The sequence below is a fragment of the Marinithermus hydrothermalis DSM 14884 genome (genome assembly GCF_000195335.1).
In the GTDB taxonomy this organism is placed as follows: Bacteria; Deinococcota; Deinococci; order Deinococcales; family Marinithermaceae; genus Marinithermus; species Marinithermus hydrothermalis.
In genome coordinates this window covers 1,916,484-1,939,721 of the sequence record NC_015387.1, presented here as the reverse complement: position 1 = coordinate 1,939,721, position 23,238 = coordinate 1,916,484, and the positions used below count along the sequence as shown (strand labels likewise).

The window sequence follows — 23,238 nt, the reverse complement described above, 5'->3', positions numbered from 1 at the left end:
CGGGCCCCGAAGCGGACCCGGGGCGGGTTCCCCCAAGCGTTCCGGCACCGCACCGGAGCGCCTGGGTTCCCTCACCCTAGGCCGAGACAGGCCGGATGTTCTGGTTGACCCGGAAGAGGTTATGGGGGTCGTACCGCTGCTTCACCCGCACCAAGCGCTCGTAGTTGTCCCGGTAGGTGGCCTGGACCCGCTCCTGGCCCTCCTCCATCATGAAGTTCACGTAGGCTCCTCCGGCCGAGTACGGGTGCAGCGCCTCCCAGTACCGCACGGTCCAGTCCTTGATCCGCCCGGCGTTCGCCGGAGCGGGGTCCACCCCCACGATCACCTCGGCCCAGCGCGCGTCCCGGTAGCTGAACGCCGTCGCGTCCGGGGCCACCCGGTGCACCGCGCCGTCGATGGGGTAGAGGTGCATGGTGGAGAGCGGGGTGGGCATCGCGGCCCCGTGCTGGGCGTGCCGCGCGACGGCCTCGTCGGAAAGCTCCCGCACGAAGTCCGCGCGCCAGTACCACTGCAATCCCGGCGGGTACAGCCCGTCGAAGGCGCTTTGCAGGGCGGGGTACGGCACTTCGTGGGTCCCGTCCAGGGCCGGGGGGCCGAAGGCCCGGATCGGGGCGAAGACCGCGTCCGCCTCCTCCTTAGGTCCCGTGTAGCACCAGACCACGCCGCACATCTTCCGGTGGTGCAGCGCCTCCGGGAAGGGCGGTCCCGGAGGCACCGTGAGGAAGGCGAAGAACCCGTTCAGGTCCTCCGGCGCTTGAGGAATGAACTCGCGGTACCAGCGGAGCACCGCCTCCGCCTGGTCCATCTCCCAAAGGGTAGGGCCCGCCACGACGGTGTCCACCGGGTGCAAGCGGAACAAGAAGGAGGTCACCACGCCGAAATTCCCCCCGCCGCCCCGCACCGCCCAGAACAGGTCGGGGTGCGTGGCCTCGTTCGCCGTGACGAAGCTCCCGTCCGCCAGCACCATGTCCACCTCGAGCAGGTTGTCGATGGTGAGCCCGTAGCGGCGCGTCAAGTGGCCCAGCCCGCCCCCCAGCGTGAGCCCCCCCACGCCAGTGGTGGAGATGATGCCTGCGGGGGTCGCGAGCCCGAAGGCGTGGGTGGCGTGGTCCACCTCCCCCCACGTGCACCCGCCCGCGACCCGGGCGGTGCGCGCCTCGGGGTCCACGCGGACGCCCTTCATCCCCGAGAGGTCGAGCACCACCCCGTCGTCGCACGTGCCGAGCCCTCCGCCGTTATGCCCGCCGCCCCGCACCGCGAGGAGCAGCCCTTCCTCCCGAGCGAAGTTCACGGTGCGGATCACGTCGGCCACGTCCGCGGCGCGGGCGATTAGGGCCGGGTGCTTGTCGATCATGGCGTTATAGACCCGGTGGGCCTCCTCGTACGCCGGGTCCTCCGGCCGGATGAGGTGGCCACGGAACCCCGCTGCCAGCGCCTGGAATGCCGTTTCGTTCAATGTGTGCTTTTCCATTGCGCATGCTCCCAATCCGTTCCGCGCAAGCTCCCGCCCCCCCGACCGGCGTCGTGGCGGGACGCGCTTCGCTGTCTCAAGGAATCCCTGAAAGGCAACGGCTTCCCGCAGCGTGCACGCCGGCACGCGGTAGGGCGGCCCAAACCCTGCGGAACCCCTCGAGTATAGCACGGGTGGGGCTACACCGCTCCCTCTTCCCAAAGCTCCCGGAAGCTCTTAGGGCTCGGTTTAAGCCCGGAGCGTCCCGCCCGCCAGGCCCGGACCACCGGAAGCACCGGGTGTTCCAGCGCCCCGGGGAAGACCCGCAAAGCCTTGCTGAACAACCGGTACAGCTCGGGCCGGGTCATGACCTCGGCGTACGCGCGCACCGCGCCGGCCTCCGGCCTGGAGGCGAGCCCCGCGGCGACCGCGCGCTGCCGCCAGGTCACCAGCAGCTTCGGGATGGGGATGCGCACCGGACAAACCTCAAAGCACGCGCCGCACAGGCTGGACGCGAACGGCAACGGCAGGGTAGCCTCGAGGCCCAAAAGGCCCGGGTCGAGCACCGCGCCGATCGGTCCGGAGTACACCCAGCCGTACGCGTGCCCGCCCGTCTGGCGGTAGACGGGGCAGGCGTTCAGGCACGCGCCGCACCGCACGCAACGCAGCACCTCCCACGCCTCGGGGTCCGCGAGGAGGGCGCTGCGGCCGTTATCCACGAGCACGACGTGCACCTCCTCGGGGCCGTCGGGTTCCGCCTCGGTGCGCGGCCCTTGGATCAGGGAGACGAAGGTGCCGATCCGCTGGCCGGTCGCGGCGCGCGCGGTGAGCTGCAGGAAGACCGCGAGGTCCGCGAGGCTCGGGAGGAGCTTCTCGATCCCCACCAGGGCCACGTGCACCTTGGGGAGGGAGGTGGTGAGGCGGATATTCCCCTCGTTCTCGATCAGGGCGATGGTGCCCGTCTCCGCCACGAGGAAGTTCGCCCCGCTGACGCCCATCTCCGCCGACAGGAACGCCTCGCGCAGCACCCGGCGCGCCTCGCGCGCGAGCGCGTCCGGTTCGGCGTCCAAAGGCGTGCCGAGCCGCTCGTGGAAGAGCCGCCGGATCTCCTCGAGGTTCCGGTGGATCGCGGGGCCCACGATGTGGCTGGGGGGTTCGCCCGCGAGCTGGATGATGTACTCCCCCAGGTCGGTCTCGAACACCTCCACGCCCAGAGCCTCCAGGGCCGGGTTCACCCCGAGCTCCTCGGAGAGCATGCTCTTGGCCTTCACGGCGCGCTTCACCCCGTGCGCGCGCACGAGCTCGCGCAGCACGCGGCGCGCGTCCTCCGCGGTCTCCGCCCAGTGCACGCGCACCCCGCGGGCCGCGAGGCGCTGCTCGGCGAGCTCGAGGTAGTGGTCGAGGTGGGTGAGGACGTGGTTCTTCACCGCCTCGGCCCACTGCCGCCAGAAGGCCGCGTCGATCTCGGCGTAGGCGGTTTGGCGGTTGTGGTCGAAGTGCAGCGCGGCCCGCGTCACGGCCTCGCGCACCTGGGGGGTTTGGCGGAGGATCTTCCGGGCGAGTTCGGGGTACTGCTGGCTCTTAACCTCCACGGTGGGCCTCCCACAAGACGCTCGCGAGGGGCTGGACGGGAACGGACCGGCCGCGGTGCTCGAGGCGACCGGCGAGGTGCAGCAAACAACCGCCGTCCGCCGAGGTGAGGAGGTCGGGCGCGGGCAGGGTATCCAGCTTGCGGTCGGCCATCGCGAGGGAGACCTCCGGGAGCTTCACGGAGAACAGCCCCCCGAACCCGCAGCACTCCTCCGCGGCCTCCCAGTCCACGAGCTCGGCCCCGGCGTTGCGCAGCAGGGTCAGGGGCTCCTCGCGCAGGCCGAGCTCCCTCAGGGCGTGGCACCCGTGATGGTACGCGACGCGGCGACCCTCGAGGCCCTTCCCGAGCTCGGTGACGCCGAGGACCCGCACGATGAACTCGCTGAGCTCGTAGGTGCGCTGGGCGAGGTCCGTGGCCGCGCGGTAGGCGGAGGCGTCCTCCCGGAGCAGCTCGGGGTAGAAGGCCCGCAGCGTGGCGGTGCAGCTCCCGGAGGGCAGGACCACGTACTCCGCGTGCTCAAAGACCCGCAGCGTGTGGCGGGCCATCTGGAGGGCCTCGCGGCGGTACCCGGCGTTGTAGGCGGGTTGGCCGCAGCAGGTCTGGTCCCGCGGGAAGTCCACCTCCACCCCCAGCGCCCGGAGGAGCCGCACCGCGTCCGCCGCGGCCTCGGCGAAGAACTGGTCGCCCAAGCAGGTCACGAACAACGCTACGCGCATGTGGGGGCCATTATACCCCGAGGCGCGCGATGAGCCGGGCCAGGAGCGGCACCAGGATGAAGAGGGCGACCACGCGGACGAAGTGGAACAGCGCGACCGCCGCGGGGTTCGCGCCCTCGGTGCCCGCCAGGACCGCCATGCCGCTGATCCCGCCCGGGGAGAAGCCGAAGAGCCCCGTGACGAGCGTGATCCCGCCGAAACGCGCCGCGGCGAAGGCCAGGAGCACCCCGAGCCCTAAGAAAGCGAGGGTGCCGAGGAGCGCCCACGGCAGGAGGGCGCGCGCCACGGCGAGGAGCTCGCGGTTGAAGGACAGGCCCACCACGATCCCCACCGCGATCTGCACGCCGGTCTCCAGGGCGGGAGGGGCCACGGCCCGCACGGGCGCGAGGAGGTTGTATAGGCCGCTGCCGAGCATGGCGCCCACCACCGCGCCGCCCGGGAACTGAAGCCGCATCGCGAGGAGCCCCCCCGCGACGCCCCACAAGGCCGCGTACACCAGGTGCGTCATGGGGTTATTCTGTCACAGCGCCGCGGGGCGCAGCGCGGCGTCGAGCTCCCGCCCGAGCCGCACCACCAGCGCCACGAGCGCCTCGAGGTCCCCCAGCGTCGTGCGGAAGTTTACCACGCACGCCCGGAGCACGAACCGTTCCGCGAGCACCGCGTTCGAGATGTACGCCGCACCGCTTCGCTTCACGCGGTCCAAGATCGCCTCGTTCAGCGTGTTCAGGTACGCCTCCACGCGGGGCGTGCCCACCTCGAGGTCCGCGGGCACGAAGCGGAAGGTGGTGATGCTGAGGTTGTGCGTGCCCGCCTCGAGCTCGGGGTGGGCGTCGGCGAGCCGGTACAGGGCGCGCGCGAGGCGCGTGTCCTCCTGGATCATGCGCCGGTACCCTTCCCGGCCCGCTTGCTGCAGGGCGAGCCAGACCTTGAGGGCGCGGAAGCCGCGGGAGTTCTGGGGGCCGTGCTCATAGTAGTGGATCACGGCCTCGTCCGGGTCGAGGTGGTAGTACGGGGGGCGGTAACTGAAGGTGTCCCGGAGGGCGTCGGGGTGCTTTACCAGGACGCACCCGGCCTCTACGGGGACGTACAGCCACTTGTGCGGATCGATCGCGACCGAATCCGCGAGGGCGAGACCCGCAAGGTCCGCTGGGGCCTCGGGCGCGCACGCGGCGGGGGCCCCGTACGCGCCGTCCACGTGGAACCACAGGTTGTGCTCCTGGCAGACCGCGGCAAGCTCGGGGAGGGGATCCACCGCGCCGGTACTGACCGTGCCGGCGGTGCCCACCACCAGAAACGGGCAGGCCCCGGCCTTGCGGTCCTCCTGGATGCGGCGGTTAAGCGCGGCGGGGTCCATGCGGTGCGCGGCGTCCGTGGGGACCTGGCGGATCGCGTCGGTCCCCAAGCCGAAGAGGTCCGCGGCTTTCTGGATCCAGGTGTGCGTTTCCGTGGAGGCGTACACCCGTAGCGGCGGCGCGCCCGGCGCGTTCATGCCCTGCTGCCGCACGTCCCAGGGGGCCTTGGCGCGCCGCGCGGCGAGGAACCCGATGAAGTTCGCCATATTCCCCCCGCTCACGAGGAGCCCCCCGGTGTCCTCGGGGTACCCCACGAGCTGGGCGATCCACCGCACGGTTTGGGCTTCGATCGCGCTCGCGACGGGCGCGAGATCCCACCCCCCGCAGTTCGGGTTCACGGCGGCGGCCAGGCAGTCCGCGAGGGCCCCGATGGGTGCGGGAGCCCCGATGATGTACCCCCAGAACCGGGGGTGGCCGTTCAGCAGCGAGTGCTGGAAGAGCAGGCGGGCCGCCCGATCCAGGAGCACGCCGGGCGGCTGGCCCGTCTCGGGCAGGTTCCGTTCCCCCACCGCCGCCCACACCGCCTGCGGCGGGTCGGCGGGCGTCACGGGCCGGTCCGCCAGCGAAACCAGGAAGTCCGCGATCTCGTCCACAAGCCGGTGCCCTAATGCGCGGAACGCGTCCGGAGCCAGCTCAATCGGGGCGGAACGCTCCCGCAACTCCTTTTCCTCGTGCATACGGTGTCCTTTCCGAGCCGTTTCACTCGTCGGGCTGGATGACCTCCACCTCCCCGAACGCCTCCAGGGGCCGGTCGAACAACGCCGCGTCCCCCACCACCAGGATGATCACCTCCTCGGGGCGCAGCTCCGCCTGCGCGACGGCCTGCACCTCCTCAGGCGTGACCGTCTGCACCCGCTCGAGGTACCGCTCGTAGTACCCCGGCTCGAGCCCCAAAAGCTCCGCCCGCGCCGTGCGTTGCGCGACGGCGTGCGGGGAGGTGAAGCGGAAGACCGCGCGGTTCAGGATGATGCTGCGCTGGCGCTCGAGCTCCTCCGCGCTCACGCCTTCCTCTCGGATCCGGCGGATCTCCTGGAGCATGAGCTCGATCACCTCGCCGGTTCGGTCGGCGCGGGAGATGGAGAAGGCGAAGAAGAACCCGGGGAAGGTGAAGCCCTGCGTGAGCGAGCTGCCGGTGGCGTACGCTAGGCCGCGCTTGGTGCGGATCTCGGTCACGATGCGGCTCGAGAACCCCGAGCCGCCCAGGATCCCGTTCGCGACGTCCAGCACGTTGTACGCGGGCGTGTAGGCGTACACGCTCGGGTGCCCGATCAGGATGACGCTCTGCGCGAGCTGCTTGGGCACGTGGTACACCTTGGGCTGGGGGCGCGGGTTGAAGGGGGGGATCTCCGGGTACTCGATCGCTGCGGGCTTCCAGTCCGCGAAGGTCGCCTCGAGCGCATCGAGCACGGCCTCGCTGTCGAAGTCCCCGCTCAGGGCCAGGATCGTCGCGTTCGGTTTGTAGAACCGTTCGTGGAAGGCCACCAGGTCCGCGCGGGTGATGGCCTGCACCGTGGCTTCGGTGGGGGTGTTGCCCGCGGGGTGGCCGGAGGCGAGGCGCTTGAAGAACTCCCGCACGGCGAGCTGGACCGGGTCGTCGTTCTGCCGCCGGATCGCTTCCAGCATCCGCCCGCGCGCGACCTCCAGCCGTTCGGGGTCGAACCGGGGGCGCATCAGCACGTCCGCGAAGATCTCGAGAACCTCGGGCAGCTGATCGCTCAGGGTGTTGAACCGCACCTCCGCGAAGAAGGGGTTGGCCGAGGCCTCCACGGTCGCGGCCAGGAACTCGAGGGCCTCGTCGAGCGCGGCCGGTGCGCGGTCCCCGGCCCCGCCCGCGCGCATCTGGTCCGCGGTGAGCGCGGCGAGCCCGACCTTGTCGGGGGGGTCCAGGAGGCTCGAGGCCCGCACGTACGCCACCCCCTCCACCAGGGGCAGCGTGTGGTCCTCGAGCAAATACACCACGATGCCGTTCGGGAGCTCGAAGCGCTGGGGTTCGGGGGGGGTGAACGCGATCGGGTCAAAGCGCATCGCGAACGGGTCCGGCCAGTCCGGGGGCACGCCGGGGGGCGCGGCGAGCGCGGGAACGGCCAGGGCTACGGCCAGCGCGGCGGCCTTTAGGGTGCGGGCGGTCACGGGGCCTCACCTCCTTCGCTCGCGTCCTTGGGCAGGAGGATCGCGACGGTGCGGTTCTCGGGGACGAAGTACCGCCGCGCCGCGGCCTGAACCTCCTCGGCGGTCACGGTCTGGATCGTGTCCGCGTAGGTCAGGAGGTTCTCCCAGCCGCCCAAGAAGAGCTCGTAGAACGCGAGCTGCTGCGCGAGGCCAGGGCCCGAGGCCAGGGCCCGCACGAACCCCGCCCGCACCTGGTTCTTGACCTTCTCCAGCTCGCGCTCCGGAACCGGTTCGGTCTTGAGGCGCTCGAGCTCGGCGTACACCGCGGCCTCCACCGCCTCGGGGGGGTTGGGGAAGCGCGGCTGCGCGAAGATGAGGAACAGGTTCGGGAAGCGCGCCCCGGGGAAGCTCGAGCTCGTGCTGACATCGAGGGCGAGGCGTTCCTCCAGGACGAGGCGCTTGAACAGCCTCGAGGTGCGGCCCGAGCTCAGCAGCGCGTCGATCACGTCCATCACGAACGCGTCCCGCTCCGGGTAGGTGGGCTTGTGGTACCCGATCGCGAGCTGCGGCTCGGCGTCGTAGCGCACCGTGATGCGTTTCTCGCGGGACTGCGGGGGTTCCTCGGGGATCGGGACGCGCGCCTCGGGGCCTTGGGGCACCGCCCCGAAGAACCGCTCGATGACCTGGATGTCGCGCTCCGGCTCGAGGTCCCCCACCATCACGAGCACCGCGCGGTTGGGGTGGTAGAACCGCTCGAAGAACGCCTGGGCCTCGGCGGTGCGGTAACCTTCGATCTCCTCGGCGCTGCCGATCAAGGGCCTTCCGTAGGGGTGCCGTTCGAACGCCGCGCCGAGGAAGCGCTCGAACAGGAAGCCCTGGGGGTCGTCCTCGCTGCGCTGCCGGCGCTCCTCGCGCACCACGTCCCGCTCCTCGTAGAAGCTGCGAAAGACCGGGTTGAGCAGCACGTCCGCGTACACGCGCGCGTACAGCTCGAGGCGGTTTTTGGGGAGGGAGACCACGAACGAGGTGAAGTCGTACCCGGTGCCGGCGTTCAATCCCGCCGCGCCGTTCGCGCTGAAGAGGTTGTCCAAGGCGTTCGGGATCGCGAGCCGCTGGGCCTGCTCGCGGGCCTCTTGGAAGGTGGCCTCGAGCCGGCGCACCTCTGCCGCGTCCGCGTCCCTCGCGCGGGCGGCCTCGAGGGCGTCCAGGGCGCGCTCGACCGCGGCGAGCGCTTCCGCTTCGGCCTCGGGGTCGCGGCTGCCGATGGAGGCGGTGCCTTTGAACGCCATGTGCTCGACCATGTGGGCGATGCCGCCCAGGCCGGGGGGTTCGTCCACGCCGCCCACGTCGAACATCAGGTTGAAGTGGATCACCGGGGCGCTGGGCTCCACCACCATGAGCACGCGCAGCCCGTTGTCCAGCGTGAACGCGTGCACGCGCGCCTCGAGGCCCTGCGCGGCGGCTGGGAGGACGAGGGCGCACCCGAGCGCGATCAGGGATCGTACGTGTCGTTTCATGTATCACCTCTCGCGGTTGGGCTTTCCGGGTTGTTGCTCGCATGATACGCCCCTTGGGGGGGCGGGCGGGTGGGGGAGATCACCGCGTGTCTTCCGGGATACGCCCGCGGGGCGTGGGGCGTGGTCGGATGGAGGGGGCGTGAACCGCGGGTTTTATCCTTGACCTGAGGAAATACCAGCGGTTAAAATGGGATCTCGCAACCCTGGAAATCAGCGCGGTACGGGGGTGGAAGCCTCGGAAAAACGAGAGCGGCTGGGTTAGGCCATAAGCGCGGTTGCCGGGTGCGGCCAGGGGCCGCACCGGAGTGAGGTGGTGCGTGTGAAACGCTGGGTACTGACGGTAGGGGCGTTGCTCCTCTTGGGCCTCGGCTTCGGGAGCGCGCAACGCATCGTCGTGGTGACCCACGGCACGGCCGCCGACCCCTTCTGGTCGGTGGTCAAGAACGGCGTGGACCAGGCGGCGCGAGACATGGGCGTTCGGGTAGAGTACCGGGCCCCCGCGACCTTCGATCTGGTGCAGATGTCGCAGCTCATCGACGCGGCCGTAGCCTCCAAGCCCGACGCGCTGGTCGTCTCCATTCCCGACGCGGACGCCCTCGGGAGCTCGATCCGCGCCGCGGTGGAGGCCGGCATCCCCGTGATCTCGATCAACTCCGGGTTCGACGTGTTCAAGGACCTCGGGGTCCTCCTCCACATCGGCCAGGAGGAGTTCATCGCCGGCAAGGGCGCCGGGGAACGCATGAAGGCCGCCGGCGTGACCAGGGCCGTCTGCATCAACCAGGAGGTCGGCAACCTCGCCCTGGACCTGCGTTGCCAAGGGTTCGAGGAAGGCCTGGGCGGCGACGTCGAGGTGCTCGGGGTGCGGGGCGACTTCACCGAGATCAAGAACTCGGTCGCGATCTTCCTGCGCAACAACCCCGACATCCAAGGCATCCTCACCCTCGGCCCCGTGGGCGCGGAACCCACCCTCGCGGCCCTCGAGGAACTCGACCTGATCGGCAAGGTCGTCTTCGGCACCTTCGACCTCGGCCCCACCGTCCTCGAGGCCCTCGCCGAGGGCAAGATGAGCTTCGCGATCGACCAGCAGCAGTACCTCCAGGGCTACCTGCCGATCGTCCTGCTCACCCAGTACATCAAGTACGGGGTCCTGCCCGCCGAGGACGTGATCTTCACCGGGCCCGGGTTCGTCACGCCGGAGAACGCAGCGCAGGTGATCGAGTTGAGCGAGGAAGGCTTCCGCTAACCCTACAAGCCGCGGGGCTTCCCCGCGGCTTCCCTAAAAGGAGCCGCTGCAGTGGCCCGCAACACCGACGAGCGGATGCGAAAGCCCAGCCTCCTGCGCCGCTTATTGGGACGGCCGGAGCTCGGCTCAGCCGCGGGCGTGGTCCTGGTCTTCAGCATCTTCGCCGTGATCGCCGGGGACCGCGGCTTCCTCAGCTGGCTCGGCACCGTGAACTACCTCGAGGTCTCCGCGCAGCTCGGCATCCTGGCCGTGGCGGTCTCCCTCCTCATGATCGCGGGGGAGTTCGACCTCTCGATCGGTTCGATGATCGGCGTGGCGGGCATGGCGATCGCGATTCCCGTCAAGCTGTTCGGCTGGCCGGTCTGGGCGGGGGTGCTGCTCGCGTTTGCCCTGGCCCTCGCGGTGGGGTACTTCAACGGGTGGCTGGTCATCCGCACGGGGCTGCCTTCCTTCATCGTGACCCTGGCGGCGCTCTTCATACTGCGCGGCCTCACGATCGGGGTCACGCGCCTCCTCACCCACCGCACGATCGTCTCGGGGCTGCACCCCGCTATCCAGGAGGACCCCATCGCCCCGATCTTCACCGCCGCGCCCTTCGGGGTGCCCGCCGCGGTCTTCTGGTGGCTCGGCCTGACCGCGATCGGGGCCTGGGTGCTGTTCCGCACGGCCTTCGGCAACTGGATCTTCGGCGCGGGGGGGGACGCGCAAGCCGCGCGGAACGTCGGGGTGCCGGTCGCGCGCGTCAAGATCACCCTCTTCATGGGGACCTCCTTCTCCGCGGCCTTACTCGCGACGCTCCAGGTGCTTGACGCGGGGTCGGCCGACGTGCTCCGGGGCCAGCTGAAGGAGTTCGAGGCGATCATCGCTTCGGTCATCGGCGGGAACCTCCTCACCGGCGGGTACGGCTCGGTGATCGGGGCGAGCCTGGGCGCGTTGATCTTCGGCATGGTCCGGCAGGGGTTCTTCTTCACCGGGATCGACACCGACTGGTTCCAGGTCTTCCTGGGCGCGGTGCTGCTCGTCGCGGTGATGTTCAACAACTACGTGCGCAAGCGGGCCGTGGAGGCGAGGTGATCGCCGTGACCCCCCTGATCGAGGTGCGTCACGTGGACAAGTACTTCGGGCCGGTCGTGGCCCTGAAGGACATCTCCATGACCGTCTACCCCGGGGAGGTGCACTGCCTTTTGGGGGATAACGGCGCGGGGAAGTCCACCCTCATCAAGATCTTCGCGGGCGTGTACCCGCCGGATAGGGGCGAGATGCTCGTCGAGGGCAAGCCGGTACGGTTCCGCTCCCCCCGCGAGGCCCTGGACCACGGGATCGCCACCGTGTACCAGGACCTGGCCATGATCCCCCTCATGAGCATCACCCGAAACTTCTTCCTGGGGCGCGAGCCCACCCGGGGGTGGGGGCCCTTCCGCCGCTTCGATCTCGCCTTCGCGGAGCGCGTCACCCGCGAGGAGATGCATAAAATCGGGATCGACGTGCGCGACCCCAACCAGGCCGTGGGCACCCTCTCCGGCGGGGAGCGCCAGTCCGTGGCCATCGCGCGCGCGGTCTACTTCGGCGCGAAGGTCCTGATCCTGGACGAGCCCACCAGCGCCCTCGGCGTCAAGGAGGCCGGCGTGGTCCTCCGCTACATCGCCCAAGCGCGCGCCCGGGGGGTCGGCGTGGTCTTCATCACGCACAACGTGCACCACGCCTTCCCCGTAGGGGACCGCTTCACCCTCCTCAACCGCGGCCGGAGTTACGGCACCTTCAAGAAAGGCGAGGTGACCCGCGAGGAGATCCTCACCATGATGGCCGGCGGCGAGGAGCTCGAGGCCCTCTCCGCCGAGCTCGAGGAGTTCGCGCGCACGGACGCGGATCAGGAATCCCAAGGGCTGGACGACGCGACGCGTTCCTGATCCTCCGGGATTCCGTTTCACCGAACGTTTCGGAACCATCCCCTTCGCGTTCCCACGTTAAGGCGCGGGGGGTTCGTAGCGGCGGCGGTGCATCCCTTCTAGGGAGGCGGCCGGGCATGGGCGTAGAATAAAGGGCTTTAAAACCAGGGGAGGTGAGGCAGATGGGTTTGCGGAGCATTGCCCGGAAAGAGGTCGTGCGCGTCCGGCCTGAAGCACCGATCGCGGAGGCGTGCCGTTTGATGGAGGAGAACAACATCGGGTGCGTCGTTGTCTCGGACAACGGAAAGCCGCTCGGTCTGGTCACGGATCGGGATTTGACGCTACGCGTGCTGCGCCAGGGTATGGACCCTAAGAAGACCAAGGTGGAGCAGGTCATGACCCGGGAGGTCCTTACCCTGAACGAGGACATGGGGCTCTTGGAAGCGCTCGAGGCGGTGCGCGGGAAGCCCATCCGACGCTTCTTGGTGGTGAACGACAAGGGGGAGCTCTCCGGCATCTTCACGCTGGACGACGTGATGTACCTGATCGGGCGGGAGATGGCGGACGTGGCGAGCATCATGGAGCTCGAGGCGCCCCCCGAACGCCCGGCCTCCCTGGAGGGGCGGAACCAGGCCGCCGCGCGGCGCATCATCGAGGAGGGATTAAACAAAGGCAACCTCGCCGCGCTGGACGAGGTAATCGCGGAGCAGCTCGTGGATCACGACCTGCCTCCAGGCCTGCCCCAGGGCCGCGAGGGGGTGAAGCAGCTCTTCACCCAGATGCGCCGGGCTTTTCCCGACCTGCGGGCGACCATCGAGGACGCCATCGCCGCGGGGGACCGGGTCGTGCTGCACCAGACCCTCCAGGGCACGCACAAGGGCGAGCTCTTCGGCCGGCCGCCCACCGGGAAGCGGATAGCGTTCCGTGAAATGCACGTCATTCGTTTCGAGAACGGTAAGGCGGTGGAGCACTGGGGCATCACGGATCTTCCTGAACGGTTGGGGACGGCGGGGGATCCTGCACAGGCGGAGCGGAATCAGGCCGTGGTCCGTCGCTACTTCGAGGAGGTCTGGAACCAGGGGCGTTTCGATGGCTTACGGGAGATCGTGACGGCGGATTACGTGAATCACGACCCGGCCGTGCCGGATGCGGGACGCGGCCCGGAGAGCGTTCGGGCGCTGGTTGAGTACTACCAGAAGGCGTTTCCGGACACCCGGTTCACGATCGAGGAGATGCACGCGGTGGGGGACCGTGTCGTGACCCGCTGGAAGGCGCAGGGCACGCACAAGGGCGAGTTGATGGGCATCCCGCCTACCGGAAAGAAGGTCGTGGTTACGGGCTTGACGATCGATCGGCTGGAGGGGGGAAGGGTTAAGGAAGGCTGGACCCACTGGGACACCCTCGGGATGCTACAGCAGCTGGGCGTGCTCTCGAGTCCTGAAGCGGCCGGGCGGAACAAGGCGGCGTTGCGCCGCTTGTACGAGGCGCTGGACCGGCGTGAGTTCCGCGTCATGGACGAGATCCTCGCGAAGAACTGCGTGGCGCACATCCCGGGTTTCCCCGACCCGATGGACTGCGCGACCTTCAAGCAGTTCATCCGGGGGTTGTACAACGCCTTCGGGAACTACGAGCACGTCATCGAGGACCTCTTCGCGGCGGACGACCGGGTCGTGGCGCGCCTGATCCTGCGGGGCACACACGAGGGGGAGTTCAAGGGCATCGCGCCCACCCACAAGTCCTTCGCGATCAACTCGACGGTGATCGCGCGCTTCGCGGACGGACGGTTGGTCGAGTACTGGGGCAGCCCGGACCTCTTGGGGTTGATGCAGCAGCTCGGGGTCATCGAAGGATGAACCCCCGCAGACCGTCCCGCCGGGGCCATCCCCTGGCGGGACGGGTTGCTGTGCTCTTACCGGCACCGGTCGTAGGCTGCGGTGCTGGAGTCCACCGTGATGCGAAACCCGCCGATACTGAGGTAAGCGGAGGCCGCGCCGTAACTTGCGCACGCCCAGTTGCCGTACTGGAAGGCGGAGGCGAAGGCCCCGTTCCACCCGGCGTCCCGCGCGGCGCGCACCTCCCCTGCGGCCTCGGCGCGCGCGTACACGTGGTTCGTGGCGTTCACACACGAGCCCTTCGCGTACGCCTTGGCGCCGGGCCGGGCGGTGGTCGGCCCGGCGGTGGCCCGGGTGCAGTTGAAAAGCCCCTGCGGGGCTGCCGGGCCGGGCTGGGCGGCCGGCGCGATCTGGCGGCGCAGCTCCTGAATCGTGGCTGGGTCGAGCTGTTGGAGCGTCTCCCACTCGATCTCCGCGCTCCTCAGGGCCCCCCGCAGTTGGCCCAGCACGGTCTTTGAAGCGCCCGCCGCCTCGGCTTGCGCGACGAAGGCGCGGAACTTGGGGAGGCTTTCCTCCGTGAATAGGGGAGGGGTCAGGTGCACCGTCACGCTGTAGGCGTCCCAGCGCGCCCAGACGCCAGGTGCTACGGGCGAAGGTAGCGCTGGGGAGGGATCCACCGCTTCGCTAGCGAGGGTTCCGCAGGAAGAGAAGGAAACAGCTATTATAATTCCTAGAATTTGCGATAAAAGCGGAAAGTGACGTTTACTATTCATTTATTCACCTCCTTAAGATAAATAATACTAAATTGGGTAGCCAGCATTTCTAGTAAGAAAATCACAATCGGTGCGAAGTATAGAGTTCTAGGTAAGCTTACGCGTGTTATTGACATGCTTTGCCAGATTTAATTATAATTCCAGGTAGTTGTAAAATAGGTGGTGAGAATATGAGAAAAGTTCTTTTATGGTTCGCGACAGCGGGACTTCTCCTCTCCACAACCACAAGCCCGGCGCTCGCCGTTTAAGCCACCCCTCCCCCAGCGCACCCCCCTCAAGTCCAGGTCGTGCTTCCAGAAGGCACGCCGCTTCTGGATGCGGAACTCGAGGCCACCCAGGGCGAACTCGGGAGCCTGGTCGCGGCCTGCACGGCCGGCCCTGCTGCCATGGCCTTTTGCGCGGGGCTCGGCGTGGGCCTGCTCGTCGGCGCCTGGCTCGCCAGCCGCTAGGAGGTGCACGGGATGAAAAAAGCCGTTCCCCTGATGATCGCAGCGCTTTTGGCCAACGCCTTCCTCCCCGTGATGGCCCGGAGCAACCCCCTGCCTCCCGTGCCAGAGGTACCGCTTCCCGCCGGGCAGGAACTGAGCGACGCGGAACTCCTGGAGGCCAGCGGCGCCTTCCTCCCCCTCGTCGGCGCGTTCCTCGCGGGCGCGGCGCTCGGGGTGGGCCTGGGGTACGTCGCGGTGAAGGTCGGTGAGCCTGCCCTCGAGACCCTGATGGGAGGGGAGTAAGGAGCGCGTATGAAAAGCACCCTGAATAACCGCATTCTAGCGTTTATTACAGGGCTCCTCGTGGGGGCCGGGATCGCCTACACCCTCCTCCTCCTCCTGCGCCCCCTGTTCGAAGCGCTGCAGCGTTAAACCCCAGCCCCCCTGAGGAAGGACGCGATGCGTTTACACGCCCTCCTGTGCCTCGCGCTGCTCGCGGCGGGCCTAGGGCTCGCCGCCCCCACCCCGTACTGCGCCCTGCGCTACACGCACGTCGTCGGTCAGACCGACTGGTACACCTGCGGCGCGGCCGCGGTAGCCACACTCCTCACGTACTATTACGCCGACCCCGCGACCGAGCGGGAGGTCCTCGAGATCGCCTTCAAGGAAACCCAAGCCGCGGGCAAGGACCCCCTAAAGGGCCTCACCGCCCTCGCCCTCAAGCGGGCATTAGAGCAGCGCGGGTACGCGGTGAAGGCGTACCGCGTGAACCTCGAGCAGCTCGTGGCGTACTTCGAAGCGGGCGGTTTGCCCCTCATCGCGCACGTGACCCAGCCCCAGCGGCACTTCCTGGTGATCGCGGGCCTGCTCCGCGATCCGCGGACGCGTCGCCCGCACCTCCTCCTCGCGGACCCCTCCTGGGGACGGCGTGTCCTGGAGGTGGAGGACCTGCTGCACGACAAGGGCTTCTCCGGCGTGGTGCTCCTCGCGATCCCTAAAAACTCAGCGCAGCTAGAGCAAGTCCAGGCGCTTCAGGTACAGGAACTCGCTTGGGCTCAGCAATCCCTTAATCGGTTGCGTGCTTTACGTGGATGGATGCCGTGACGCTGCGAAAGGAGAAAACGGCCGTGCTTCGAAGACTCCTACTGATCCTCCTAGGGCTTTGGGGTGTGGGGTGGGCCCAGCCCGCCCTCGAGCCGGTAGACCCCCTCGTGCGCGCCGTCCCCACGCCGGGGCGCTTCACCCTGAACGCTGCCCTAGGGTACGCGCCCGACGCGCGCGTTGCGTTCGGCGTAGACGAGGCCCAGGGCCCGTACACCGATCGCTTCACCACCTACGGTCTGCATACGAGCGTGGGGCTTGGGTATGCCGTGACGGAAACCGTGTCCTTAGGGGCAGGGTTCACCTACGCCCTAGCGTACACGCAAACCCTCCGCACCTACCAAACCGGGGGGTCCGGGGGGCTATAGAGCCCCCGGCTTTAGCTGTGGGGGCACATGGACCCCCCGGATTTTCCAAAAAGAACCGCTATAATGGAGGAGGTCCGATGGGCGCAAAGAACGAAAAAATCAAGGCCTCGCTAGCCGAAACCAGAGCGCGCCGCGAGAACCAGCGCCCACGAACCTTCGTGCTCAAGCTCCAGAACCTCAGCAAAAACAAAGAGAGAACGCTCGAGCGCGCCTTCCTGGAAGCCAAATGGCTCACCAACTGGATCATTGCCGACATCGAGAGGCTGCAGCTTCCCCTCAACAAAGTCCACGAGGTTGAGGCCAAGGCCGGGGATGCCCTCGAGCCCTGCAAACTCCGGGTCCTCGGCGCCCAGGTCAAGCAACGGATCGGCAGGCGGATCCAGGAGGACCTCAGAGGCCTCCACGCCCTCAAGCAAAACGGCCACAAGGTCGGGCGGCTCGGATTCAAGCGGCGCGTCGACGCCATCCCCTTCAGCAACCAGGCGTTCACCCTGCGGTCTCGCGGGAAAGAGAACCGCGTCCACCTTCAGAAGCTCGGGGAGTTCCGGGCCCTCGGCCTGCACCAGATCCCCCAAAAAGCCGAGGTCGCCAACGCCGTCCTGGTCCGGAAGCCCTCGGGCCACTACCTCCACGTCACGGTGTACGTTCCCAAAGACGAACCGAAACCCCTCCCGGACCCCGGGAACCCCAACCAAGCCACCGACTTCAAGGCCGTCGGCGTGGACCTCGGCCTCAAGAACCAGGCCGCCCTCTCGAATGGTTTCGTCCTCCGGTGGCGGGTTCGGGAGACCGACCGCCTCAAAAAACTCCAACGCAAGCTGAGCCGGAAGAAAAAGGGCTCAAAGAACCGCGAACACGTAGTCCACCGCATCCGGCGCGAGCACGAAAAGCTCCGCTGGATCAAGCAGGACATCCGCAACCGCGTCCTCGCTTTGCTCCGCCAATACGACCTCGTCGCCGTCCAACCCGATCGTATCAAGGGCTGGCAGGCGCTGTGGGGCGGTAAGGTTCAGGGTGCGGCCTTGGGGGGACTGCTGGAAGCGCTGAGGACCAGGCTTCCGACCCTGGTCGCGACGGAACGGAACGCCCCCACCACCCGGACCTGCTCAAGCTGTGGCCACCTGAACCCAAAGGTCCCCTTGGACCGGCGCGTCTTCACCTGCGAGGCTTGCGGCTTCCGGATCGATCGCGACCTCAACGCCGCTCTCAACGTCCTCACGATGGCCTGGCCCGCCGCGAGGGCCCTAGGGCTGGACCGGCCCGAAGTCACGCCCCTGGAGTGGGAGGCCGCTGGGCGGATTCTGGGGCCCAACCCCCGGATCCGCTTAAGTCACGCCACGTAGAAGGGGGAAGCCCCGCCCTTTAGGGCTGGGGAGGAGGTCACGGTAGCGATGTAAACGGGCATCGTATCCTCCAGTTACCACGCGAGCGTGCATGAGGAACGAAAGGGATCCTACCGTATTTTATCTTGGTTGCGCGACTCGATCCAACCACAGGGCAGGATTTGGGCGTTACTCCTCGGGCCGGGGGTCGGGCCGGGTGCGCCAGAACCCCCAGCACCCCATCCCCCCTAGTGCGAGAGCGGCGAGGGCCCCGGGAAGAGAGCGAGCGCCGCCCGCCAGGTCCCCAAAGGTGGGGAACAGCGCCCCCCACAGGGCCGTGGGTGCCCAGGCCAGCCAGGCACAGGGCGAGGCTGGACGCGCCCAGCACCAGAAACGCGGCGACGGTCTGAGCGGCTGCTATCCCGAAGCCTTCCGCCTCCTGGGTGAGTTCCGTCCAGGCTCCGCTCACGAGCATCGCCACCCCTAGCCAGAACGTGGGGTTCAGGCCCAGCGCCCAACCCAGGACCCGACCCCGCGGGTACGTCCAGGCCAGGCGGCGCAACCCAAGGCCCAGCAGTCCTCCCGCGATGCCTGAACCCCAAGGAGCCAGGCCCGGTCCCGCGAGGACCGCGCCGAGGTCCAGCAGGTGCGTGCTGGCGAGAAGCAACAAAACCCGGAGCGCCACGCTTCACTCGAGCGCCTAGCCAACGGGCCGTGCGCCCTCGAGGAGCAACCCCACGTCGTCGTAGTCGTTGTCCACCCAGTCCTCCAAGAGCAACAACACCCCTACGGCCCGACCCTCCGGGTTCAGCGCCTCATACGCCCGGAAGCGCGGCTCGCCGCCATTGCGCGCGTCCTCGGTGTAGATCGTTTTTTCCCCGTAGTGCTCGTAGGTGTGCGCGAGGCCGAAGGGCCCCGAGGGGGTGAACGTGGCTGTGGGCGGGGGGGTCAAGCAAACGGCTGGATCGAACGCCCCCGCGTACTCCAGGAGCGCGACGCTCACCTCCGGGCGGGCGGTCTCGTAGTACCCGACCCGGTAGTCGCGGGCTGCCGAGTACCCACCGAGCAGCGTGAGGCTCACCGGCCCCGTGGCCTCGAAGCGCTGGTGGGGCAGTTCCGCCCCCGCCCGGTAACCGCAGAAGTCGCCGGGTTGGGGGGCGGTCGCTTCGGGCGGCTGGGGTTGTGACGCTAACGGCTCGATCCGCAGGTCATCCAGGAAGAAGGTGGTGTTGATCGGACCGATGCCGAACCCGCCCTGCCGGTAGTCCGCGTCCTTCCAGGTGACCACCTCGGTATCGTCCACCCGTACCGTTACTGTGCCGTCGCTATGCAGCTCGAAGGAGAGGTCGTGCCAGTTCTGGTCCCGCAGCACCGCGCGGCCTAGAGTCTCGAGCTCGGGGCGGTCGATCAGCGTGAAGCTCTGGTCCCCCGCGATCTTGATGAGCCGGACCCCGTAAAAACCGATCCGGAACTCCAGGGCCTTGGAGCCGGTTTCGTTCATGAAAAGCCGCGCGCGGATCGCGGACTCCGTGCAGCAGGCTTCGTGGGTCTTTACGCGGAGCGTAACGCGGTAATCGGTCCAGTCCGGAGCGCCGGCGGTGAGGAACCCTTCACCGAGGCCGCCCTCGAGGCGCACGGCTTTGTCTAGCTTCCCTTCGGAGGTGAAGGCTTCGACGATGGAGATCTTTTCCCATCCCTGGTTGAACCGGAGCAGGCCGTACCGGTCCGGGGCCACGGCTGGCAGTACCGCGCCCGTGGGGTAGCTTGAGAACTCGTCCGCGAGCGGCATGGGGGTTCCGGGCAGCGCTTGGACCACGGGTTTTCCTTGGGGGATCCCGGTGGGGAGCGGCATGGGGATTTGTGTGACGTCTGGGATTGGGGGGAGGGTGGTTTGGGGAGCGCAGGCTGCGAGGAGCGTGAGGCTTAGGGCCGCTAGGATCGGGAGGCAGCGGGAACGCTGGGTGTTTTCGCCGATCGTTTGACGCAAGACCCGCTTCAGCATGCTTTTCACCCCCTGGGTTTGTTCTTTTGTGTGATTTTACCACGCGAAACGCGTGCGTTGCGGGGGGTGCGGGGGGGTTGGGCGAAGCGATGGGTTGCTCTGGGGGGTCGTGGGGGGCTTGGGACACTGCTTGCAATGAGCGAAGCAGAGGCGTTTTGGGGGATTGAAGTACGGTTGTTGTGGCTTTAATTCCGGGTACGAGGAGCAAAGCGATTGAGGAGTGGTTGTTCCTCTTGGGTTGCAATCCCCTTACGAGGCTGACCTTTTTGCAACACGCCGATAAAATCCCCGGGCGCAAGTTGTATATCCGGTTGCAATCCCCTTACGAGGCTGACCTTTTTGCAACTCTGCCGTTTCGGAGGTCCGTCCTGGAGGGGGTTTTTGAGGGCGTTTTGAACACCCCCCCAGTTATCCACAGGCAATTCCCTGTGGATAACTCGGAATTAGTAGAGCATGTAACATCGCGTTAATCCCGTCCCTGACGCCAAAACCCGCGTTTTCAAGGTCCGTGCGGGGTGAAGCCCGCGCCTACTTTCAAAATATTACATGACACCCGCGAATTTTCAAACTATAATACACGAGCCTTTCACACGAACCTAAACAACAAACCCCCGGCCTGGACATACGGGCCGGGGACTACGTTCCCTTCGTGGTGGGCGGTGCTGGGATCGAACCAGCGACCTCTCGCGTGTGAGGCGAGCGCTCTCCCGCTGAGCTAACCGCCCACGCGCAAGACGTAAGGTATCACGGCGTGTGGCGCTTGTCAACCATGGGCCCTGTATCCGGGTGCGCGACCGTATACGCGAGGGCGGGGGTTCCAGAATCGGGTGAGGGGCATGCCGCACACGCCCCAGGGGGACCCTTTGATAGAAAAAAGGTATGCCCGAGAAAGCGTTGAATGATCCGCAAGCACTTAAGGAAGCCCTCGAGGCCGCCTGGGCGGAATACAAGGCGCGGGTGGAGGAGGGGGGCGACCCGCAAACCCTTTATAGGGAACGGGTCTGGCCGTTGCTCCTTGCGCTTTGGCGTGCGGAACCCCCGGTGCACCCCGGCAGGCAGACCTTCGCGCTTTCCATTCACACCCTGGGTACCAGTCCGGAGGCCGCCATCCAGGCCATTCTGGGTACGGGGGCGGAGGAGGTGTACGTCTTTCACACGGAGGAAACCCGCCGCTTCCTTCCCCGCTTGCGGGAAGAGACGGGGAAGGAGGTCTACCCCCTGGAGATTCAAAAGAGCGATGTCGCCGCGATCTACCGCAAGGTACGAGAGCTGCTGGAGAAGCGCCCCGAGGCCCTCGTGGCCCTGGACGTGACGGGCGGGACCAAGGCCATGAGTGCGGGGCTCGCGGCGGCGGGGTTCTTCTTCCAGCGTTTCTTCCCCGGGGTGCGGGTGGTGTACGTGGACAGCGGGGAGTACGACGTGAAGTTGCGCCGCCCCCGGGCGGGAACGGAGCGCCTCATCGTGCTGCCCAACCCCCACGAGGTGGTGGGGGAGGTGGATGCGCTGTTCGCTAAGGAACTCTACGCGAAGGAGGACTACGGGGGAGCCGCGAGGTACTTTAGCGGGCTTGTGGGTAAGACGGGCGACCAGGCCTACACCCTGTACGCGATGCTGGCGGAGATGTACGCCGCCTGGCAGGCCCTGGACTTCAAGGAGGCCGCGAGAAAAGGGCAGACCCTCCAGCGCGCCTTGGAGAAGGACACCTGGCTCCAGCACCCCCTGGGGCAGCACCTGTCCCGGTTGAGGCGGCAGGTGGAGCTTCTTGAAGCCGCGGCGGAGTTCCTGTCCACGAAGGACCTAGGCAAGCAGCGCGGGGTCTTGGGGGTGGCAGCCACCCTCCTGCACCTCTCCGAGCGCACGGCGAAGAAACAGCCGGTGCTCGCTGCGCTCTACGCCTACCGGGCCTTGGAGCTCCTCCTTCAAGAAAGGCTGTACCGCTTTGATCGCCGCCGGGCGGAGACCCCGAATCTTTCCCCGGAGGAGGAAGCGGCCTTGCGGGACGAGCTCGCCGCGCTTCTCCCCGACACCGACGAGATTCGGGTGGGGCCCAAGCTCGGGCTTTTGGAGGTCCTGGCCTTCCTAAGGGTTTTGGGGGACCCGGTGCTCAAAAAGAAGGGCGTTAAGGAGCTCCAGGGCCTGGCCGGAGTGCTTAAGGCCAGGAACCAGGCCCTGCTGATCCATGGGTTGGAGGTGCCGAGCGAGAAGCAGGTGAAGCAGGTGCAGACCGCGCTTCGAGTGCTCTTGGGTGCCTTACAGGAGGAACTGGCTTATCGGACAGATCTAAAGACGATTCCTTTGGAGCGCGTTTAGCGGAGGGGGTTTATGGGGAGAGAACGCCCTAGAAAGCTGCTGATCACCTTGATTGGTCAGGCCCGTACCGCGGAGGGCGGCGGTCGGTATAAGATGGTGCCCTACCGTTTCCCCGATGGCACGCGTCATGCATCTGCGTTTTTCGGGGTTTCCTTGTTTGAGTACTTCCACAGGAGGGGGGAAACTCCGGATCTTTTGATAGTGGGAACCTCGGGGTCCACCTGGCAAGCCTTGGAGGACTTCTTTCTATTAGAAGATGTTGGTTTCACTGCTGAGGCGCAAGCGTTCCTTGACCGTTGGCATGAAGAGGCCAAGGTGGTTGAGGAGCGGGAGCGATTGCTGGCGGACTTTTTGGGGGTCGACGTTACGCTTTTACCGGTTGAGGATCCTCCTTCTGGGGAAGTCTTAACGGAGCGGGTGTTTGAGGATTTAAGTGCGAGAGGTTCCTATGACGAGATTATTCTGGATATAACACATGCGTATAGATTCATGGGGTATGTATTGTTCGCGATTTTGCTGTCTTTGCGCCATGTGTGGAGGTGTCAGGTAAGGATATTTTACGGCGGAGTGGAGTTGCCTAAGATCGAAGGTGATTCCCAGGTTATCGAACTAAAGGCGTTAGAGGATTTGGTTCGTTTGGACGAGGCCTTGAGTATCCTCCAAACGACGGGAAACTTTGTGCCTTATTTCGCGCTGGCCTCCGAGGAGGAAAAAGCCCAAAGGGCTTACCTTGCGTTGGAGGTTAACCGACAGGAGAACGTTGCGTCCTGGTTGAAGGAGTTGGCCGAGGTGGAAGGGCCACCTTTAGCGAAGGGAGTGGTAAGCAAGGAGGTCAAGCAGATCCTTAAGGAGTTGGAGGGTGAGTGTTTTGAAGACAAGTTGATCAACCGGGCACGCTTCTTCTTTGAAAGGGATCAGGTATTTAAAGCGGTGCTTCTCCTCTATGAGGGGTTGGTGGTGGCCGGAGTAAAACGCTTTGGGTTGGGTGATCCCCTCAATTACGAGATGCGAAGGGATGCTCAGGATAAGCTTGAGAAGCTGCTTAGGGATCACCCTAACTCGGCATGGGTACAGATCTATAAGAAGGTGCGACTCCTAAGGAACGCGGTGGCCCATGGCACCCGTCCCCGTGACGGAAAGGTGCAGCAGGTGCTCGGTGACTGGAGGTTGCTCAAGGATACGTTCCAGGAAGGATTAAGGTTGTATCAAGAGATCAAGAAAGACCAATAGGAACTCTT

At 66.9% G+C, this 23,238-nt stretch carries 20 protein-coding genes and 1 tRNA gene; 11 read left to right on the top strand and 10 right to left on the bottom strand.

Annotated elements, in window-relative coordinates; genetic code table 11:
• Positions 1-76 precede the first annotated feature (76 nt).
• From MARKY_RS09695 to MARKY_RS09665, 7 genes are all read right to left on the bottom strand, one after another.
• The gene (locus tag MARKY_RS09695; protein WP_013704707.1) at positions 77-1,471 is read right to left on the bottom strand and encodes an FAD-binding oxidoreductase; all 1,395 of its coding nucleotides are present in this window, start codon (positions 1,469-1,471) and stop codon (positions 77-79) included.
• A 179-nt stretch (positions 1,472-1,650) separates the two neighbouring features.
• A complete protein-coding gene (locus tag MARKY_RS09690; RefSeq protein WP_013704706.1) occupies positions 1,651-3,042 on the bottom strand; it encodes a LutB/LldF family L-lactate oxidation iron-sulfur protein in 1,392 nt (463 codons plus the stop codon).
• On the bottom strand, positions 3,032-3,757 hold the full coding sequence (locus MARKY_RS09685) for a (Fe-S)-binding protein (RefSeq protein ID WP_013704705.1): 726 nt from the start codon (positions 3,755-3,757) through the stop codon (positions 3,032-3,034). The genes MARKY_RS09690 and MARKY_RS09685 overlap by 11 nt, the downstream gene beginning before the upstream one ends.
• Before the next feature lie 10 nt (positions 3,758-3,767).
• Complete coding sequence (locus MARKY_RS09680) at positions 3,768-4,265, bottom strand: AbrB family transcriptional regulator (RefSeq protein ID WP_013704704.1); 498 nt, start codon at positions 4,263-4,265, stop codon at positions 3,768-3,770.
• A 12-nt stretch (positions 4,266-4,277) separates the two neighbouring features.
• Entirely contained in the window at positions 4,278-5,786 is a 1,509-nt protein-coding gene (locus MARKY_RS09675) for a pyridoxal phosphate-dependent decarboxylase family protein (protein WP_013704703.1), read from the bottom strand.
• Positions 5,787-5,808: 22 nt separating this feature from the next.
• Positions 5,809-7,239, bottom strand: a complete 1,431-nt coding sequence (locus MARKY_RS09670) for a M16 family metallopeptidase (RefSeq protein ID WP_013704702.1) — start codon at positions 7,237-7,239, stop codon at positions 5,809-5,811.
• Complete coding sequence (locus tag MARKY_RS09665) at positions 7,236-8,735, bottom strand: M16 family metallopeptidase (protein WP_013704701.1); 1,500 nt, start codon at positions 8,733-8,735, stop codon at positions 7,236-7,238. The genes MARKY_RS09670 and MARKY_RS09665 overlap by 4 nt, the downstream gene beginning before the upstream one ends.
• Before the next feature lie 319 nt (positions 8,736-9,054).
• On the opposite strand from MARKY_RS09665, the gene MARKY_RS09660 reads away from it, so the two are divergent.
• From MARKY_RS09660 to MARKY_RS11725, 4 genes are all read left to right on the top strand, one after another.
• The gene (locus MARKY_RS09660; protein ID WP_013704700.1) at positions 9,055-9,978 is read left to right on the top strand and encodes a sugar ABC transporter substrate-binding protein; all 924 of its coding nucleotides are present in this window, start codon (positions 9,055-9,057) and stop codon (positions 9,976-9,978) included.
• A gap of 51 nt (positions 9,979-10,029) precedes the next feature.
• The gene (locus MARKY_RS09655) at positions 10,030-11,052 is read left to right on the top strand and encodes an ABC transporter permease (RefSeq protein ID WP_013704699.1); all 1,023 of its coding nucleotides are present in this window, start codon (positions 10,030-10,032) and stop codon (positions 11,050-11,052) included.
• A complete protein-coding gene (locus tag MARKY_RS09650; RefSeq protein WP_013704698.1) occupies positions 11,049-11,885 on the top strand; it encodes an ATP-binding cassette domain-containing protein in 837 nt (278 codons plus the stop codon). Before MARKY_RS09655 ends, MARKY_RS09650 begins: the two co-directional genes overlap by 4 nt.
• 167 nt (positions 11,886-12,052) lie before the next feature.
• Positions 12,053-13,717, top strand: a complete 1,665-nt coding sequence (locus tag MARKY_RS11725; RefSeq protein ID WP_169311738.1) for an ester cyclase — start codon at positions 12,053-12,055, stop codon at positions 13,715-13,717.
• 56 nt (positions 13,718-13,773) lie between these two features.
• Here MARKY_RS11725 and MARKY_RS09635 read toward each other — a convergent pair whose 3' ends face one another.
• Entirely contained in the window at positions 13,774-14,304 is a 531-nt protein-coding gene (locus MARKY_RS09635) for a hypothetical protein (protein WP_041658036.1), read from the bottom strand.
• 452 nt (positions 14,305-14,756) lie between these two features.
• Between MARKY_RS09635 and MARKY_RS11930 the strand changes: the two genes are divergently transcribed.
• The 5 genes from MARKY_RS11930 (at position 14,757) to MARKY_RS09615 (ending at position 17,709) form a co-directional block, all read left to right on the top strand.
• Positions 14,757-14,918 (top strand): hypothetical protein, encoded by a 162-nt coding sequence (locus MARKY_RS11930; RefSeq protein ID WP_169311737.1) that lies wholly within the window; start codon positions 14,757-14,759, stop codon positions 14,916-14,918.
• Positions 14,919-14,930: 12 nt separating this feature from the next.
• Positions 14,931-15,200, top strand: a complete 270-nt coding sequence (locus MARKY_RS09630) for a hypothetical protein (protein ID WP_013704695.1) — start codon at positions 14,931-14,933, stop codon at positions 15,198-15,200.
• Between the two features lie 156 nt (positions 15,201-15,356).
• Positions 15,357-16,001, top strand: a complete 645-nt coding sequence (locus tag MARKY_RS09625; protein WP_013704693.1) for a C39 family peptidase — start codon at positions 15,357-15,359, stop codon at positions 15,999-16,001.
• Complete coding sequence (locus MARKY_RS09620) at positions 15,998-16,366, top strand: hypothetical protein (protein WP_148230424.1); 369 nt, start codon at positions 15,998-16,000, stop codon at positions 16,364-16,366. Before MARKY_RS09625 ends, MARKY_RS09620 begins: the two co-directional genes overlap by 4 nt.
• 77 nt (positions 16,367-16,443) lie before the next feature.
• Positions 16,444-17,709: an RNA-guided endonuclease InsQ/TnpB family protein gene (locus MARKY_RS09615; RefSeq protein ID WP_013704691.1), complete on the top strand. Its 1,266-nt coding sequence runs from the start codon at positions 16,444-16,446 to the stop codon at positions 17,707-17,709.
• A gap of 679 nt (positions 17,710-18,388) precedes the next feature.
• On the opposite strand, the gene MARKY_RS09610 is transcribed toward MARKY_RS09615, so the two are convergent.
• Complete coding sequence (locus MARKY_RS09610) at positions 18,389-19,690, bottom strand: hypothetical protein (protein ID WP_013704690.1); 1,302 nt, start codon at positions 19,688-19,690, stop codon at positions 18,389-18,391.
• Between the two features lie 650 nt (positions 19,691-20,340).
• A tRNA-Val gene (locus MARKY_RS09605) sits at positions 20,341-20,415 on the bottom strand.
• Positions 20,416-20,569: 154 nt separating this feature from the next.
• Between MARKY_RS09605 and MARKY_RS09600 the strand changes: the two genes are divergently transcribed.
• Entirely contained in the window at positions 20,570-22,000 is a 1,431-nt protein-coding gene (locus MARKY_RS09600) for a TIGR02710 family CRISPR-associated CARF protein (RefSeq protein ID WP_013704689.1), read from the top strand.
• 93 nt (positions 22,001-22,093) lie between these two features.
• Entirely contained in the window at positions 22,094-23,230 is a 1,137-nt protein-coding gene (locus tag MARKY_RS09595) for a CRISPR-associated DxTHG motif protein (protein WP_041658031.1), read from the top strand.
• The last annotated feature ends 8 nt before the right edge of the window (positions 23,231-23,238 follow it).

Excerpts from the sequence above, each read along its gene's own strand:
- MARKY_RS09695 (WP_013704707.1), bottom strand. The coding sequence starts at position 1,471 with ATGGAAAAGCACACATTGAACGAAACGGCATTCCAGGCGCTGGCAGCG.
- MARKY_RS09685 (WP_013704705.1), bottom strand. The coding sequence starts at position 3,757 with ATGCGCGTAGCGTTGTTCGTGACCTGCTTGGGCGACCAGTTCTTCGCC.
- MARKY_RS09680 (WP_013704704.1), bottom strand. The coding sequence starts at position 4,265 with ATGACGCACCTGGTGTACGCGGCCTTGTGGGGCGTCGCGGGGGGGCTC.
- MARKY_RS09675 (WP_013704703.1), bottom strand. The coding sequence starts at position 5,786 with ATGCACGAGGAAAAGGAGTTGCGGGAGCGTTCCGCCCCGATTGAGCTG.
- MARKY_RS09665 (WP_013704701.1), bottom strand. The coding sequence starts at position 8,735 with ATGAAACGACACGTACGATCCCTGATCGCGCTCGGGTGCGCCCTCGTC.
- MARKY_RS09630 (WP_013704695.1), top strand. The coding sequence starts at position 14,931 with ATGAAAAAAGCCGTTCCCCTGATGATCGCAGCGCTTTTGGCCAACGCC.
- MARKY_RS09625 (WP_013704693.1), top strand. The coding sequence starts at position 15,357 with ATGCGTTTACACGCCCTCCTGTGCCTCGCGCTGCTCGCGGCGGGCCTA.
- MARKY_RS09615 (WP_013704691.1), top strand. The coding sequence starts at position 16,444 with ATGGGCGCAAAGAACGAAAAAATCAAGGCCTCGCTAGCCGAAACCAGA.
- MARKY_RS09610 (WP_013704690.1), bottom strand. The coding sequence starts at position 19,690 with ATGCTGAAGCGGGTCTTGCGTCAAACGATCGGCGAAAACACCCAGCGT.
- MARKY_RS09600 (WP_013704689.1), top strand. The coding sequence starts at position 20,570 with ATGCCCGAGAAAGCGTTGAATGATCCGCAAGCACTTAAGGAAGCCCTC.
- MARKY_RS09595 (WP_041658031.1), top strand. The coding sequence starts at position 22,094 with ATGGTGCCCTACCGTTTCCCCGATGGCACGCGTCATGCATCTGCGTTT.